This window comes from Sphingomonas hominis (assembly GCF_013328205.1).
Taxonomy (GTDB): domain Bacteria; phylum Pseudomonadota; class Alphaproteobacteria; order Sphingomonadales; family Sphingomonadaceae; genus Sphingomonas; species Sphingomonas hominis.
Genome location: NZ_JABULH010000002.1, coordinates 338,465 through 352,012 on the forward strand (window position 1 = coordinate 338,465; position 13,548 = coordinate 352,012).

Sequence of the window (13,548 nt, forward strand, 5' to 3'; positions counted from 1 at the left end):
CTAGTTACTTCACCTCGATCGTGCGACCCGATTCGCCGGGAAAGCCGGTGAACAGCGCGGTTGCGAGCCGCTGCGCGATCGAGGCGGTGTCGGCGCTCGGCGCGCTGGTGTCGGTTAGCGACTGCGCCTGACCCTCCCAGATCGCGTCGGGTCCCTTGCGGATGCGTACCGACAGTTCGGTCACCACACCGTCGCCGCCACCACCGCCGCCGAGCGGAAAGCCCACACCCGCGCCGACCCCGCCACCGCTGCGATAACCGCCGCCGCCCACGCCACCGCCCAGCCCGATCGAGATCGGCGAGCGGCGCTGCGGCAGCGATTGCGGCGCGCGGGTGAAGCCCACCGTTGCGATATATTCGGCACGTGCGCCGGGCGCAGGATTGGTGAAGCCCTGACGCAGCAACTCGGCCTGCACCGCGGCGGCGTAGGTCTTGTACTCGAGGCTGGGCGTCGTCGGCCCGGCGAGCGGTTCAACCGCTACGCTGCCGCGCGCGGTCACCGGATCGTAGTGAAAGCGGGTGGCGGACACGGGAAAGCTGCGCGGCCCGGTCGCGCAGGCGCAAACCAGCAAGGACGTCGTGAGGGCGGCGAGGGGTAGGGCGGCGCGCATGTAACCTTCTCTCCAGGTAGATCGTTTCGCGGTGGTAACGCCTGAACTCCTCGCAGGCTCCCCGACGATCTGTGGCATCGGTGCGACGGTGGGCAAGGCGCGCGCGGTTGACTTGGTGCCCCGCTTTCACTAGGCGGCGCGCTTTCCTGTTTCCACTCGAACACGAGCCCAAAGGCGCACCATGAAGATCCGCAACAGCTTGAAGTCGCTCAAGGACCGCCACCGCGACAACCGCGTGATCCGTCGCCGCGGCCGTACCTACGTCATCAACAAGACCAACCGCCGCTTCAAGGCGCGCCAGGGCTGATTCGCCACTAGCGGTTGATTGCAAGGGCATGCCCGTCACGTCGGTGATCTTCGATGTCGGGCACGTCCTCTACGACTGGGACCCGCGTGTCCTGTACGAGCGCCTGTTCGACGACGAACAGGCGCTCGACGCGTTCCTGCGCGACGTCGCCACGCGCGAGTGGCATTTCCAGCACGACGCCGGGCGTCCTTTCGCGGAAACCTCGGCCGAACTGATCGCGCTCCACCCGCAGCACGAGGATAAGATCCTCGCCTGGGGACCCCGTTTCTCCGAGCAGATCCCCGGACCGATCGCGGACATGCCCGCGATCGTCGAGGAGCTCGACGCGAACGGCGTGCCCTTGTTCGCGATCACCAACTTCTCCGGCGAGTTCTTTGCCCCATTCCGCGCGCGCGAGGCGGCGCTGTTCGACCGCTTCCGCGACATCGTCGTCTCGGGCGACGAGAAGCTGATCAAGCCCGACGCCGCGATCTATCACCTCGCGCTGCGCCGCTTCGGGGTGGCGGCGGACGAGACGATCTTCGTCGACGACAATGAAGCCAACATCGCCGGCGCGCGCGCGGTCGGTATCCGTGCGCATCATTTCCGCGACGCCGCGACGCTGCGTGCCGAGTTGACCGAGCTGGGGCTGCTGCGCTGAGCCAGCCCGCGGGCGCGCCGGGTGCGGGCCACGTGCCACTGCGCCACCTGCTGCTCGGGCTGGCCGTGGTGGTGGTTTGGGGCACCAATTTCGTCGTCATCCGCGTGGCGCTCGACAGTTTGCCGCCGCTTGCGTTCGCCGCACTGCGCTTCACGCTCGCGTTCCTGCCCGCCGCGCTGTTCATCCGCCGCCCGCGCGTGCGTTGGCGCGATCTCGCCGCTTATGGCGTGCTGATCGGCGCGGGGCAGTTCGGGCTGCTGTTCATCGCGATGGACGGGTTGATCTCGCCCGGCCTCGCCAGCCTGGTGGTGCAGAGCCAAGTGTTCTTCACCATCGCACTGGCGATGGCGTTCCACGGTGAACGCGTAAAGTCGGTGCAGGTGATCGCGCTCGTCATGGCGACCGCGGGGATCGGGGTGATTGTCGCGCATGGTGGTGGTGCTGCAACGCCATTCGGGCTCGCGCTCGTCGTCGCGGCGGCGCTCAGTTGGGCGGGCGGTAACCACGTCGCCAAGGCGAGCGGGGTCAGCGACATGCTCGCCTTCGTCGTGTGGTCGAGCATGTTCGCGGTGCCGCCGCTGGTGCTCGCGGCGGTGGCGCTTGAGGGTTGGCAGCCGATCGTGTCGGCGATCGCGCGCGCGACGCCTGCGACCTGGGGTGCGGTGGTGTGGCAGTCGGTCGGCAATTCGCTGTTCGGCTATGCCGCTTGGGGCTGGCTGCTCGCGCGGCATCCGGCGGCGACGATCACGCCGCTCGCCATGCTGGTGCCGGTGTTCGGCATGGGCGCGAGCGCGCTGCTGCTCGGCGAGCCGCTGCCGGCGTGGAAGCTGGGGGCCGGGGCGCTGGTGCTCGGTGGGTTAGCGCTCAACATCCTGTGGCCGCTTCGTGGGCGCATCGCGTGGCGGCGCGGCGCAGGGGCGTGAGCGAGTAAACGCTGCTCGGTCGCGGGCAAAGCGGTACGTGTGAGGTTCGCTATCCCTCCCGTCGGGGAAGGAAACGCTTCGACCTACTCGACTGCCAGTATCTCGATCGCGTCCTCGCGCCCGTTGAACGCGACCAGTTCGCCCGCCTCCGCCCCCAGCAGCGCGCGGGCGAGCGGGGCGGAGAAGGCGATCGTCCCGCCCGCCGGATCGGCCTCGTCGTCGCCGACCAGCGTCACCTCGCGTCGCTTACCCGACAGCGTGAACCTCACCCGATTACCGAACCCGATCGCGCCATCGTCGCGCGCAGGCGTCTTCACTGCGGTCGCGCGGCGCGTGAGCCAGTAACGCAGATCACGGCGCAGTTTCTTGACGGCGTCCGCCTCGGCGGTCGCGGTGATCTCCTGCTCCAATGCGGCGATCCGTTCCTCGATCAGCGCATGCCCTCGCGCCGTGACGAGGTTGGGGCCGGGCGGCAGCGGCAGCTCGAAGGCCGGTTCGAGATGCTCGTCGTCGCTCTCGCGGCGAAATGCGACGCTCATCCGAGCTTGCCGAACTGCGCCTCGTACCCTGCGCGGTCGCCCTGCGCGAGGAAGCGCGCTTGTTCGCGCCAGCGGTCGCGCTCCATCCGGCCTTGGAACGCGCCGAGCTGTGCGTCGAGCTCGGCTGCTTCGGCGTCGTCGAGCCAGGCGAGCTGGTCAACGCTGGTGATGCCGAGCTCGCCCAAGCGGGTCGCAATCTTGGGTCCGAGACCCTTCAACTGGGTGATCGAGCCGCCGGTCGGCTCGGCGCGATCGGAAACAGGCGCGGCAGGTTCCAGTGCCGGTTCGTCAGACGTCGGCACGTCGGCAGCGGCGCTCGCGGGCGAGGCATCGAGCGGCGCGGCGGCGGCGATCGGCTCATCGGCGATCGGCGGCTCGCCCGGTCGGTCGTCGTCGGTGGCGCCACGATCGGACGCGCTCGTGGACGGCCTGGCGGTAGCGGCACCGGCATTGCGGGTCTGCTGGCCTTCGGGCGCGAGCGTCGACGCTGGGCTGGCCGGTGGCGCGTCGGCGAACGATGCATCCGCGATGTCGGCCTCGCGTTCCTCGACGCCGTCATCGCGCAGTTCCTCAATCCGTGCCTGCTCCTCCTTCTCGGCGGCACGGCGCGCGGACTTCAACCGCGCGCCCTTGATCATGCCCAGGATCGTCAGCAGCGCGAGCAGCGCCACCAGCCCGAGCGCGATCAGCACGAGCAGATTGTCCTGCGAGAACGGTATCATTGCGTAATTTCCCATGGGGCGAGAACGTAGAGCGCGCGGGCAGGGTCCTCAAGCCAATCCGCGGATCAGCCCTCGCGCGCGATCTCGCGCCAGCCGATGTCGCGACGGCAGAAACCGGTCGGGAAGTCGATGCGATCAACCGCGGCGTAGGCGGCGGTCTGCGCCGCGCGGACGCTGTCGCCGGTCGCGGTGACCGCGAGCACGCGACCGCCGCTGGCGACGAGATGGCCGTCCTGCATCCGCGTGCCCGCCTGGAACACGCGCGCGCCGTCCGCCTCGGCATCCACGATGCCGTTGATCGCGCCGCCGGTCTCGGGCGTACCGGGGTAACCACGCGCGGCCATGACGACGGTCAGCGCCACCTCGTCGCGGAACTTCGGCGCGGGCAGGTCGGCGAGACGGCCCTCGGCCACCGCGAGCAGCACCTCGACCAGATCGCTATCGAACCGCGCCATCAGCACCTGGCATTCGGGATCGCCGAACCGGACATTATATTCGATCAGCTTGGGGCCGTCGGCGGTCAGCATCAGCCCGGCGTAGAGCACGCCGACGTACGGGCTTCCGGCGGCTGCCAACGCATCGATCGTCGGGCGGACGATCTCGCCCAGCGCGCGCTCCTCGTCCGCGGCCGACAGGCACGCGGCGGGGGAATAGGCACCCATGCCGCCGGTGTTCGCACCCGTATCGCCGTCGCCGACGCGCTTGTGATCCTGTGCCGAGCCGAACGAGGCGCTGCTGGTGCCGTCGCTCAGCACGAACAGGCTGGCTTCCTCGCCCTCCAGGAACTCCTCAATCACCGCCTCGGCAGGACCAGAGGCGAACAGGTCGGCGATCGCCGCCTCGGCCTCGTCGCGCGACATCGCGACGGTCACGCCCTTGCCCGCGGCGAGGCCGTCGGCCTTGATGACGCAGCGGCAGGTGCCATCCGCGTCAAAATCGTCGAGACAGGCGAGCGCGCCATCGCGCGAGGTGACGCGGAAATAGCGTGCGGTGGGGATGCCCACGCGCGCGCACAGATCCTTGGTGAAGCCCTTCGACCCTTCCAGCCGCGCCGCCTCGCGCCCGGGGCCGAACACCGGCACGCCGACCGCGCGGACATTGTCGGCCAGTCCCTCGACCAGCGGTGCCTCCGGGCCGACGACAACGAGGCCAATCTGGTGGCGGCGCACGAAATCGATCACCGCCCGGTGATCGGCCGGGTCGAGCTCGGCGATGGTCGCGTGCTCGGCGATCCCGGGGTTGCCCGGCGCGGCGAAGAGCGTATCGAAGCGGGGCGACTGCGCCAGCCGCCACGCCAGCGCGTGTTCGCGGCCGCCCGACCCGATCAACAGGATATTCATGGCCGATCCCCTTTTCGATACTCCGGCGGCGCGGCTGGTAGCCGAGCCGGTGGCGGGCGACAATGCGATGGCGCTGTCGGTCGGCGAACTGTCGGGCCGGCTGAAGCGGATGGTCGAGAGCGAGTTCGGCCACGTCCGGCTGCGCGGCGAGATCTCGGGCTACAAGCGCGTCGCCTCGGGCCACTCGTATCTGGCGCTGAAGGACGACAGCGCGGTGATCGACGGCGTGATGTGGAAGGGCAACAGCGCGTCGCTCGCCTTCCGCCCGGAGGACGGCGTCGAGGTGATCGCGACCGGTCGGCTGACGACCTATCCGGGGCGCTCGAAATACCAAATCATCATCGAGCGGATGGAGCTGGCCGGCGCGGGCGCGCTGATGGCGTTGCTCGAGCGCAACAAGGCGCGCTTCGACGCCGAGGGGCTGTTCGCCAAGTCGCGCGCGCGCAGGGCGCTGCCGTTCATGCCGCGCGTGATCGGCGTCGTCACCTCGGGCACTGGGGCGGTGATCCGCGACATCCTCCACCGGCTGGAGGACCGCTGCCCGACGCACGTCGTTGTCTGGCCGGTTAAGGTTCAGGGGCAGGGCGCGGCGGAGGAGATCGCCGCGGCGATCCGCGGGTTCGACGCGCTGCCCGCGAGCGATGTTGTGACGTCGGACGTGCGCGGCACGCCTGCCGGGTCGCGGGATGGTGCGCCCACCATCCCGCGACCCGACCTCGTCATCGTCGCGCGCGGCGGCGGGTCGATCGAGGATCTGTGGGCATTCAACGAGGAGCCCGTCGTCCGCGCGGTCGCCGCCTGCGCGATCCCGATCATCTCCGCGGTCGGGCACGAGACCGACACGACCTTGTGCGACCACGCCGCCGATCTGCGCGCGCCGACCCCGACCGCGGCGGCCGAGATCGCGGTGCCGGTGCTCGCCGACCTGCGCTACACGCTCGACGCCATGAGCGCGCGTACCGCGCGCTGCGCCAACCGCCACGTCGAGCGCGGGCGCGAGCGGCTCACCGCGCTGGCGCGGCTGCTGCCCTCGCGCGACCGGCTGCTCGGCCCGCAGCGACAGCGGATGGACGAGGCCGCAACCCGCGCCGACCGCGCGCTCGAACGCCGCGTCGCAGGCGCGCGCGGCACGCTCGACCGCGTGGCAGGCGCAATCCGCCCTGCGACGCTCGACCGCCGGCTGGAGTCCGCACGCCGCAGCCTCAGCGACGTCGGCCGGCTGGTGGAAAGCCTCAACCCCGATCGCATCCTGGAGCGCGGCTATGCCCGCGTAACGACGCGCGACGGCGCGACGATCACCAATGCCGATGCGGCGCGCGACGCCGGCGCGCTGACGCTCCACTTCCGTCACCAGGAGCTCGTCGACGTGACCGTCGCCGGCGCCGTTGAGGAAGCCACGACGCGCCCCCACGTTCGGCGCACGCGCAAACCCGACCAGCCGACATTGCTCTAACGGACCATCAAGCCATGCTCATGTCCAACACCAAGCGTCCCGCCAAGCTCCACTACATGGCCAACGGCTTTCGCGTGCTCAGCACCGGCGACCATGTCCTGTGCGCCGTATCAGGTGCCGCGATTGCACTCGACGACCTGCGTTACTGGGATGTCGCCGAACAACACCCCTTCGCGACCGCCGAACTCGCCAGCGAGGCGATGGCACCACGCTGATGGAGCGTAGCGGGCTCGGCTACGCGCCGATCTTCCACGTCCTTGTTGACCCATTGAGTCAATTGACCCGGTGAACGCGCAGCGCCCGGCCGTGCTGTGGCGTGGCGGTGTAGCTCCCCAGCACGCCGGCCTTGATCGTCACCGTGTCATCTGTCTTCGGCGGAAACAACGGCGTGTCGATTGATTCCCACGTCGACCCGTCCGCCAGCGTCAGCCGCACCAGTCCGCTACGCTGCCCACGTACCGTGGCGATGGTGGAGCTTATCTCGCGCAGCGGCTCGTCTTTTTCCCCGAACACCTTGGCCGACGGTTGCGAAAAGCCGAACAGCGAGCGTTTCGCTTTCTCCACCTGTGCGCGGTCAAGCACTACCACTTCGTTGCGGGTCTGCGCGCCGGCAAGTCTGGCCGCGGCATCATCGTAGCATTTTAAGCGCGCATCATCGCTCTTTACGCTGCGGCAACCATCCAGTGCGGCAAGCAACTGTTTGCTATCCTGCGCGGAAACGATCTGCGGGGCAAACAATGCCGCGATCAGCAACATGGACTTGCGCATATGGACGTCGTCTCCCCAGCACTCGCATCGTCGAGCTCAGCCACCTCTACAATCCATTACACGCGAGAACACAAGGTCAGCTATTATTACGTATCACGTTATCGTGGCCAGAATGTCACAAAGATGCTTCAATCGCCCACATAACGATCAGTATATGTTGCGAGGTGTGACAACTTAGGTACGGTGCCAGCATCGCCGCGATTACAGGTCGGGCGTGATGCGGCCGCCGGGAGGTGGTCATAAAGGGGATCAATTGATGAAGCTTGAGTTTCGCTCACGGCTGTTGACGTCGACGCTGATGGTTGGTGCAGCCGCGTTGTCCACATCGGTGCAGGCGCAAACCGCACCTGCGACGCAGGAAACGCAGCAGGTCTCGCAAGACCCGAACACGCCGCCCCCCGCTGCTGACCCCGGTGGCGACATCATCGTCACGGGTACGTTGATCAGCAACCCGAACATCGTCTCGTCGAGCCCGGTTAACGTGGTTTCCGAGAACGAATTGGCGCTGCGCAACGTCAACAACGTCGAGCAGATGGTCCGCGAACTGCCAGGCGTCGTGCCGGGCATCGGTTCGGCGGTGAACAACGGTACCGGCGGCTTCGCGACGATCAACCTGCGCAACCTGGGTGCGCAGCGCAACCTCGTGCTTCTCGACGGTGATCGCCTGGTTCCCGCATCCAGCGGCGGCACGGTCGACCTGAACAACATTCCGACCGCGCTGATCCAGCGCATCGACCTGCTGACCGGCGGCGCGTCCACCACCTACGGCGCCGATGCGGTATCGGGTGTCGCGAACTTCATCACCAAACGTAACTTCGCCGGTGTGGACGCAAGTGTTACCGAGCAGATCAGCGAGCGCGGTGATGCGAATTACCTGCGTGCCGACGTAACCGTCGGTGCCAATCTCGACGACGGTCGCGGCAACGTGGTGCTGAGCGTCGGCTACCAGGAGGCCGATCCGGTCTACCAGGGGGTGCGTGACGTTTCGGTGTTCGCTATTCCAGGCCTGAGCGGCGTTGCTGCCGGTGCCTCGCCGACCTCGACGCCGACCAGCGTCGACTTCGGCACGGGTCTGTTGCAGTCGAACGTCGCCGGCACTGCGCTGGTGCCGCAGTACGCGAACTTCAACTTCAACCCGTTCAACGTCTTCGCGACGCCGTTCAAGCGCTACAACATCTATGCGCAGGGCAATTACGAGCTGTCGGACTCGGTCGAGGTCTATACCCGCGGCCTGTTTTCCAAGAACACCGTGCAGCAGATCATCGCGCCGTCGGGCATCTTCGGCGAAGCGCTGACGATCCCGGGCAACAACCCGTACCTGCCTGCCGGCATTCGCGATCAAATCTGCGCGGCGAATTTCGCCTCGCAGTCGGCGGCAGCGGCCGGTGCGACCAACGCGACCGTCCGTGCCGCGTTGCTGGCAGACGCGAACAGGTATTCGGGCGCGAACTGCGCCGCACAGACCGGCGCGGTCGGCTTTGCCGCGCCGACGGTGAATGCCGCAGGCGTGGTGACGTCGCCGGGAACGGTCGGCACTGGGCTCGCTCTGCCGGCCGTGTACCGTCGTTCGGTGGAACTCGGGCCGCGTATCTCGACCTATACCACGCAGGTTTTCGACTATAAGGCAGGGCTTCGACTGACGCTCAGCAATCACCTGAAGCTCGACGTATCGGGCGCTTATGGTGAGAACAACATCGACCAGGTGCAGTCGGGCTACGTGCTGCGCAGCCGCGTGCAGCAGGCGCTCAACGCCAACAACACGACCACTTGCGCTGTTACGACCAACAATTGCGTGCCGCTTAACCTGTTCGGTCCTCCGGGCAGCATCTCGGCCGATCAGGCGGCGTTCCTGAACGGATCGAGCTCGATCGTCACCGACACTGCGCTGTCGCAGGCGAAGGCGATCCTGAACGGCGACTTTGGCAGCACGCTGCCGTGGGCCAACGAGCCGATCAGCTTCGCGGCGGGTGCGGAATATCGCAAGTACACCTATCGTCGCCGTCCCGACAATTTCGCGCTCTCGCCGGGTGAGCTCGGTGGCGCCGGCGGTGCGATTCTGCCGTTCGCGGGCAGCTACGACGTGAAGGAAGGCTTCGGCGAAGTCATCGCGCCGCTGGTCGCGGACAAGCCGTTCTTCCGCGCGCTGACGATCGAAGGCGGTGTTCGTTACTCCAAGTACAGCGTCGAGGCTGCCAACAACCCGTCTTTCGACGCTTGGACGTACAAGGGTGGCGCAAGCTGGGAGCCGTTCGAGGAGCTGAAGTTCCGCGGCAATTACCAGCGTGCGGTTCGTGCGCCCAACATCGGCGAATTGTTCGCACCGGTGGTCACCGCGCTCGACAACCAGCAAACCGATCCGTGCGCGGGCACGGCGCCGGTGGGCAACGCCAACCTGACGCTCGCGTGCCGTAACCAGGGTGCGCCGGCGACCGCGATCGGGATCATTCAGAACCCGGCGGCGGGTCAGGTCAACGTGACGGGTGGTGGCAACCCCAACATCCGGCCCGAGAAGGCGGACACGATCACTGCCGGCGTGGTCATTCAGCCGCGCGGCATCCTGCCAGGTCTGAGCATCGCGGTTGATTACTTCAACATCAAGGTGAACGACGCGATCACGGCCGCCACGCCGGGCGACATCCTGACCGCGTGCTTCGGTGCAAACCCGGCCGGCATCACCGCTGCGCAAGCCGCTTCGGCTGCCTGCACCAGCATCCGTCGCAGCCCGAGCAACGGTCGCCTGAGCGGTTCGAGCGTCAGCGTGCCCGGCCTGCCGCAGCCGCTGACCAACCTTGGTCGTCTGGCCACCGACGGTATCGACCTCAGCGCCAACTACGCGCGTGAGTTCGGTGAAGTCGGCGTGAACCTCAGCTTCCAGGGTACCTGGACCAACAAGCGTGAGTTCCGCGCCTCGCCGACCGGCTACAATCGCGATTGCGTCGGTTACTTCAGCGTCAATTGTGAATCGATCCAGCCGGCGTTCCAGTGGAATCAGCGCACCAGCCTCAGCCTCGGCGAGGCAACGGTGTCGGTGCTGTGGCGCCACATCGGTCGGGTCGAGTACGAAGGTCAGGCAGATGATTTCGCGGCTCGCGGCTTCACCGCCGCCAACCGCAACCTGTTCAACGGCGTGGTCACTGGCCCGACGCCGCTGGCGGGTGGTCGCTACAACTTCAATCGCATCAACGCCTACAACTACATCGACCTGTCGGCGCAGTTCAACGCGTCGGACATGCTGACGTTCACCCTTGGCGTTCGCAACCTGTTCGACAAGGATGCGCCGCTGGTCGGCAACTCGGTTGGTTCAACCGCCTTCAACAGCGGCAACACCTATCCGTCGACCTACGACGTCATTGGGCGCCTCTACACTTTCGCGGCGCGGGTTCGCTTCTGATCCACGCGTAGCGCGGAAACAACGAAGGGCGGCCTGTAACGGCCGCCCTTTTTTTCTTGCGCCGATTGCCACTGACCAGAGGCCAAACTAGCCCTTGGTGATGGCCAACCTCTCTTCCTCGCCTGACTCCGCTACTCTTCTCGCAGGAGCACGCCGTGCGCGTGAGGCAGGTGATCTTTCCGCTGAACAACGCTTGCTGGAACGTGCGCTCGCTGCTGCCCCGACGGACGCGCGCGTCCTGAACGCGGTTGGTATGCAGGCTCTGGCCGCGCACGATGGCGAGCGCGCGCGCGACTTGTTCGTGCAAGCGTCCACAGCGGATCCAGGCCAGCCGGTGCTGTTGCTCAACGTTGCCACGGCACAGCGCATGATCGGCGACACTGCGGCCGAGCGGGCTGCGCTGGACGAGGTGCTGTCGATCGATCGCACCAACTTCACCGCGCACTTACGCCTGGCAGAATTATACCAGCGCACTGGCGACGCGATCGCCGCGGCGCAGGAATGGTCCGCCGTGGTGCAGATGGCGAGTGCCACCGATCCTCGTCCGCCGCTGATGGTCGATGCGCTTGAGCGGGGCCTCGCCCTCCTGCGCGAGCAGAACGACGGCTTGTCGCGCCGGATCGACGACGAACTGGGTACCGAACTCGGGAGCATGGGAGCCGACGCGCGACGCTTCTCCGCCTGTGTCGACCACATGCTCGGCCGCCGTCCCATCTACCACAACCAATGCGCCGGTATTCATTACCCCTTTCTGCCCGCGGATGAGTTCTTTGACCGGCGTTTGTTTCCTTGGTTCACCGACCTGGAGGCACAGGCCGATGTCATCCGAAACGAGGCGCTGGCGTTGCTCGTCGATAATGACGTGCAGCGACCGTACGTGCGGCAGGATGCCGGAACCCCCACCAACAAATGGTCGCCGCTCGACAACAACAAAGATTGGAGCGCGGCTTTCCTATGGGAATATGGCGTGCGCGACGAAGCATTGTGCGCGCGCTGCCCGGCGACGGTGGCTGCGCTTGAGGCGGTGCCGCAGACCGATATCCCGGGCAAGGCGCCAACCGCCTTTTTCTCGATCCTGCGCGCGGGCGCGCACATACCGGCACATACCGGGGTCACGAACACGCGCACGATCATCCACCTGCCATTGGTGGTACCGCCTGCTTGCGCGTTCCGCGTGGGCGGCGAGACGCGACCGTGGATCGAGGGCGAGGCGTTCGCATTCGACGACACGATCGAGCACGAGGCTTGGAACCGATCAACCGAGCCGCGGATCGTGTTGATCTTCGACGTATGGAACCCGCATCTGACCACAGATGAACAGCGACTGCTGAAAACGATGTTCCGGATTACCGATCAGGGCGCCGTCAAGCCTTAGACTGGTAGCAAATCCTCAAGCGGTGCTAGGTGGCGGGCATAGTTCTGCCACCGCTTCGACGAGCGCGTGTGAAGCGATGCGCGTACCTGCCATACGCTAGCGGTGCGGACGAGATTGTTCGCCCGTTCTGGCGCGAGACATTGTTCGTCCCACGGCAGACCAAGGGAAGTCAGTACGGCATCGATCTCCGCACGCGGGTCGTGCACCAGCCGGTCATAATCGACTTGGTGGATCGGTATGGAGAGCCGTTCCTGCCAGAACCGCATTAGAGACTGATAGTTGCGGAACCAATGCGCAATTTGTGTCAAGTCGTTACTGTAGCTGACACTGTTGTCGAAATACTGGAAGAAGACGGACAGGATGGTGTCGCGCGGATCGCGAACGGTATGGATTACCTGCGCGTCGGGCATGATCGCCGTGATCAGTCCAAGATGAAGAAAGTTGTCGGGCCGCTTGTCAGTCACCAGGCGCGCACGCGGATGCAGTTGATCGCGGGCATCAAGGTAAGCGTTGCGCACCGCGGTGAGTGCCCGGCGATCGGCACGCGCCAATGTCGTCGGATAAGGGTGCAGCGCGCCAGCGACGAGCGCGGGAATGAAGTCGAGTTCGCCACCCGGCGTGATGGCCGCGTGTCGTCCGAGCATCTGTTCGGCAAGCGTCGAGCCGGAACGGAACATGCCGCACACGAACAGCGATGCGCCGCGCTCACTTGGTTCAGCCCGAACTGGTAGCGGAAACTGGCGCTTCAGTGCCGCGATATAGCGTTCGTGCGCTGCCGGATCGTAGCGAGTTGCCGCTGGCATTGCTGCAGCAGCCGAGCGGTTCGCGTCGGTGAACGCTATCCATGCAGCGTCATAATCCTGCGCCGCGTCGAGTGCCTGCCCGAGCGCGAAATTGATCTCGGCATGATCAACCGGATCGAGCGATACTCGTGCGCTTAGTGGTCGCAGTTGATCAATCGCTCTCGACACGTCACCGGTATGGACGAGGATCGCCGCGCGGCGGGCGAGCGCGCGGCCGTTGACCGGATCGACGGCCAGTGCACGCTCGTACGCCGCGCGTGCTGCTTCACTGTCGCCATGATCCTCTAGCAGATTGCCGAGGTTGAGCAGAGCGGGCAGGAACGTGGGCTCCACGGCGAGCGCCGCCTGCAACGCCTCGATCGCCTCACCCGGCCGGTCAAGGTGTTCGGAAAGAATAACGGCGCGGTTGACATATGCTTCCTCAGGGCGAGCTACCCCGTAACGTAATGCCTCGCCGTAAGCGGCCGATGCTTCCGGAAAACGGCGAGACACGCGCAGGAAATAGGCAAGATTGAACCAATCATCGGCGCGGCGCGGATCGATCGACACCGCCCGGTGCCAAGCGGCAATCGCTTCATCGACGCGACCGCTTTGTGAGGCTCGGGCAGCGTGTTGCGACCATTCGGCAGCTGTCGTCATGCACGACCTTTGCTGCGTTCGATGAATCAAGGCAATTG

General features: G+C 66.4%; 13 protein-coding genes. 7 read left to right on the forward strand and 6 right to left on the reverse strand.

Going from position 1 to position 13,548, the window contains the following annotated elements; all coding sequences use genetic code 11:
• Positions 1-4: 4 nt before the first annotated feature.
• Positions 5-610, reverse strand: coding sequence for a hypothetical protein (locus HRV97_RS06700; RefSeq protein WP_174193238.1), 606 nt, complete (start codon positions 608-610; stop codon positions 5-7).
• A 181-nt stretch (positions 611-791) separates the two neighbouring features.
• On the opposite strand from HRV97_RS06700, the gene ykgO reads away from it, so the two are divergent.
• Genes ykgO through HRV97_RS06715 form a run of 3 tightly spaced genes read left to right on the forward strand, consistent with a single transcriptional unit; the run spans position 792 to position 2,480 of the window.
• Positions 792-917 carry a type B 50S ribosomal protein L36 gene (ykgO, locus tag HRV97_RS06705; RefSeq protein WP_003046794.1) on the forward strand — a complete coding sequence of 42 codons (126 nt, stop codon included), beginning with the start codon at positions 792-794 and terminating at the stop codon, positions 915-917.
• Between the two features lie 28 nt (positions 918-945).
• Positions 946-1,557 (forward strand): HAD family hydrolase, encoded by a 612-nt coding sequence (locus HRV97_RS06710; protein ID WP_174193240.1) that lies wholly within the window; start codon positions 946-948, stop codon positions 1,555-1,557.
• Between the two features lie 32 nt (positions 1,558-1,589).
• Complete coding sequence (locus HRV97_RS06715; RefSeq protein WP_174193242.1) at positions 1,590-2,480, forward strand: EamA family transporter; 891 nt, start codon at positions 1,590-1,592, stop codon at positions 2,478-2,480.
• 83 nt (positions 2,481-2,563) lie between these two features.
• Here the strand turns inward: HRV97_RS06715 and HRV97_RS06720 are convergent, their stop codons facing one another.
• The 3 genes from HRV97_RS06720 to purD form a co-directional block, all read right to left on the reverse strand.
• Positions 2,564-3,019 (reverse strand): GreA/GreB family elongation factor, encoded by a 456-nt coding sequence (locus HRV97_RS06720; RefSeq protein ID WP_174193244.1) that lies wholly within the window; start codon positions 3,017-3,019, stop codon positions 2,564-2,566.
• Positions 3,016-3,741, reverse strand: coding sequence for a hypothetical protein (locus tag HRV97_RS06725; RefSeq protein ID WP_174193246.1), 726 nt, complete (start codon positions 3,739-3,741; stop codon positions 3,016-3,018). Before HRV97_RS06725 ends, HRV97_RS06720 begins: the two co-directional genes overlap by 4 nt.
• Positions 3,742-3,806: 65 nt before the next feature.
• Complete coding sequence (purD, locus tag HRV97_RS06730) at positions 3,807-5,081, reverse strand: phosphoribosylamine--glycine ligase (protein WP_174193248.1); 1,275 nt, start codon at positions 5,079-5,081, stop codon at positions 3,807-3,809.
• Here purD and xseA point away from each other — a divergent pair.
• Positions 5,080-6,534: an exodeoxyribonuclease VII large subunit gene (xseA, locus tag HRV97_RS06735; protein WP_174193249.1), complete on the forward strand. Its 1,455-nt coding sequence runs from the start codon at positions 5,080-5,082 to the stop codon at positions 6,532-6,534. The genes purD and xseA overlap by 2 nt on opposite strands.
• A 14-nt stretch (positions 6,535-6,548) precedes the next feature.
• Entirely contained in the window at positions 6,549-6,749 is a 201-nt protein-coding gene (locus tag HRV97_RS06740; RefSeq protein ID WP_174193250.1) for a DUF2093 domain-containing protein, read from the forward strand.
• Positions 6,750-6,807: 58 nt separating this feature from the next.
• On the opposite strand, the gene HRV97_RS06745 is transcribed toward HRV97_RS06740, so the two are convergent.
• On the reverse strand, positions 6,808-7,290 hold the full coding sequence (locus HRV97_RS06745) for a hypothetical protein (protein WP_174193251.1): 483 nt from the start codon (positions 7,288-7,290) through the stop codon (positions 6,808-6,810).
• 268 nt (positions 7,291-7,558) lie between these two features.
• On the opposite strand from HRV97_RS06745, the gene HRV97_RS06750 reads away from it, so the two are divergent.
• Positions 7,559-10,693, forward strand: a complete 3,135-nt coding sequence (locus tag HRV97_RS06750) for a TonB-dependent receptor domain-containing protein (RefSeq protein WP_174193252.1) — start codon at positions 7,559-7,561, stop codon at positions 10,691-10,693.
• A gap of 253 nt (positions 10,694-10,946) precedes the next feature.
• Positions 10,947-12,068: an aspartyl/asparaginyl beta-hydroxylase domain-containing protein gene (locus HRV97_RS06755; protein ID WP_246248579.1), complete on the forward strand. Its 1,122-nt coding sequence runs from the start codon at positions 10,947-10,949 to the stop codon at positions 12,066-12,068.
• Here the strand turns inward: HRV97_RS06755 and HRV97_RS06760 are convergent.
• Positions 12,065-13,510 carry a tetratricopeptide repeat-containing sulfotransferase family protein gene (locus HRV97_RS06760; protein WP_174193254.1) on the reverse strand — a complete coding sequence of 482 codons (1,446 nt, stop codon included), beginning with the start codon at positions 13,508-13,510 and terminating at the stop codon, positions 12,065-12,067. The genes HRV97_RS06755 and HRV97_RS06760 overlap by 4 nt on opposite strands.
• Positions 13,511-13,548: the final 38 nt, after the last annotated feature.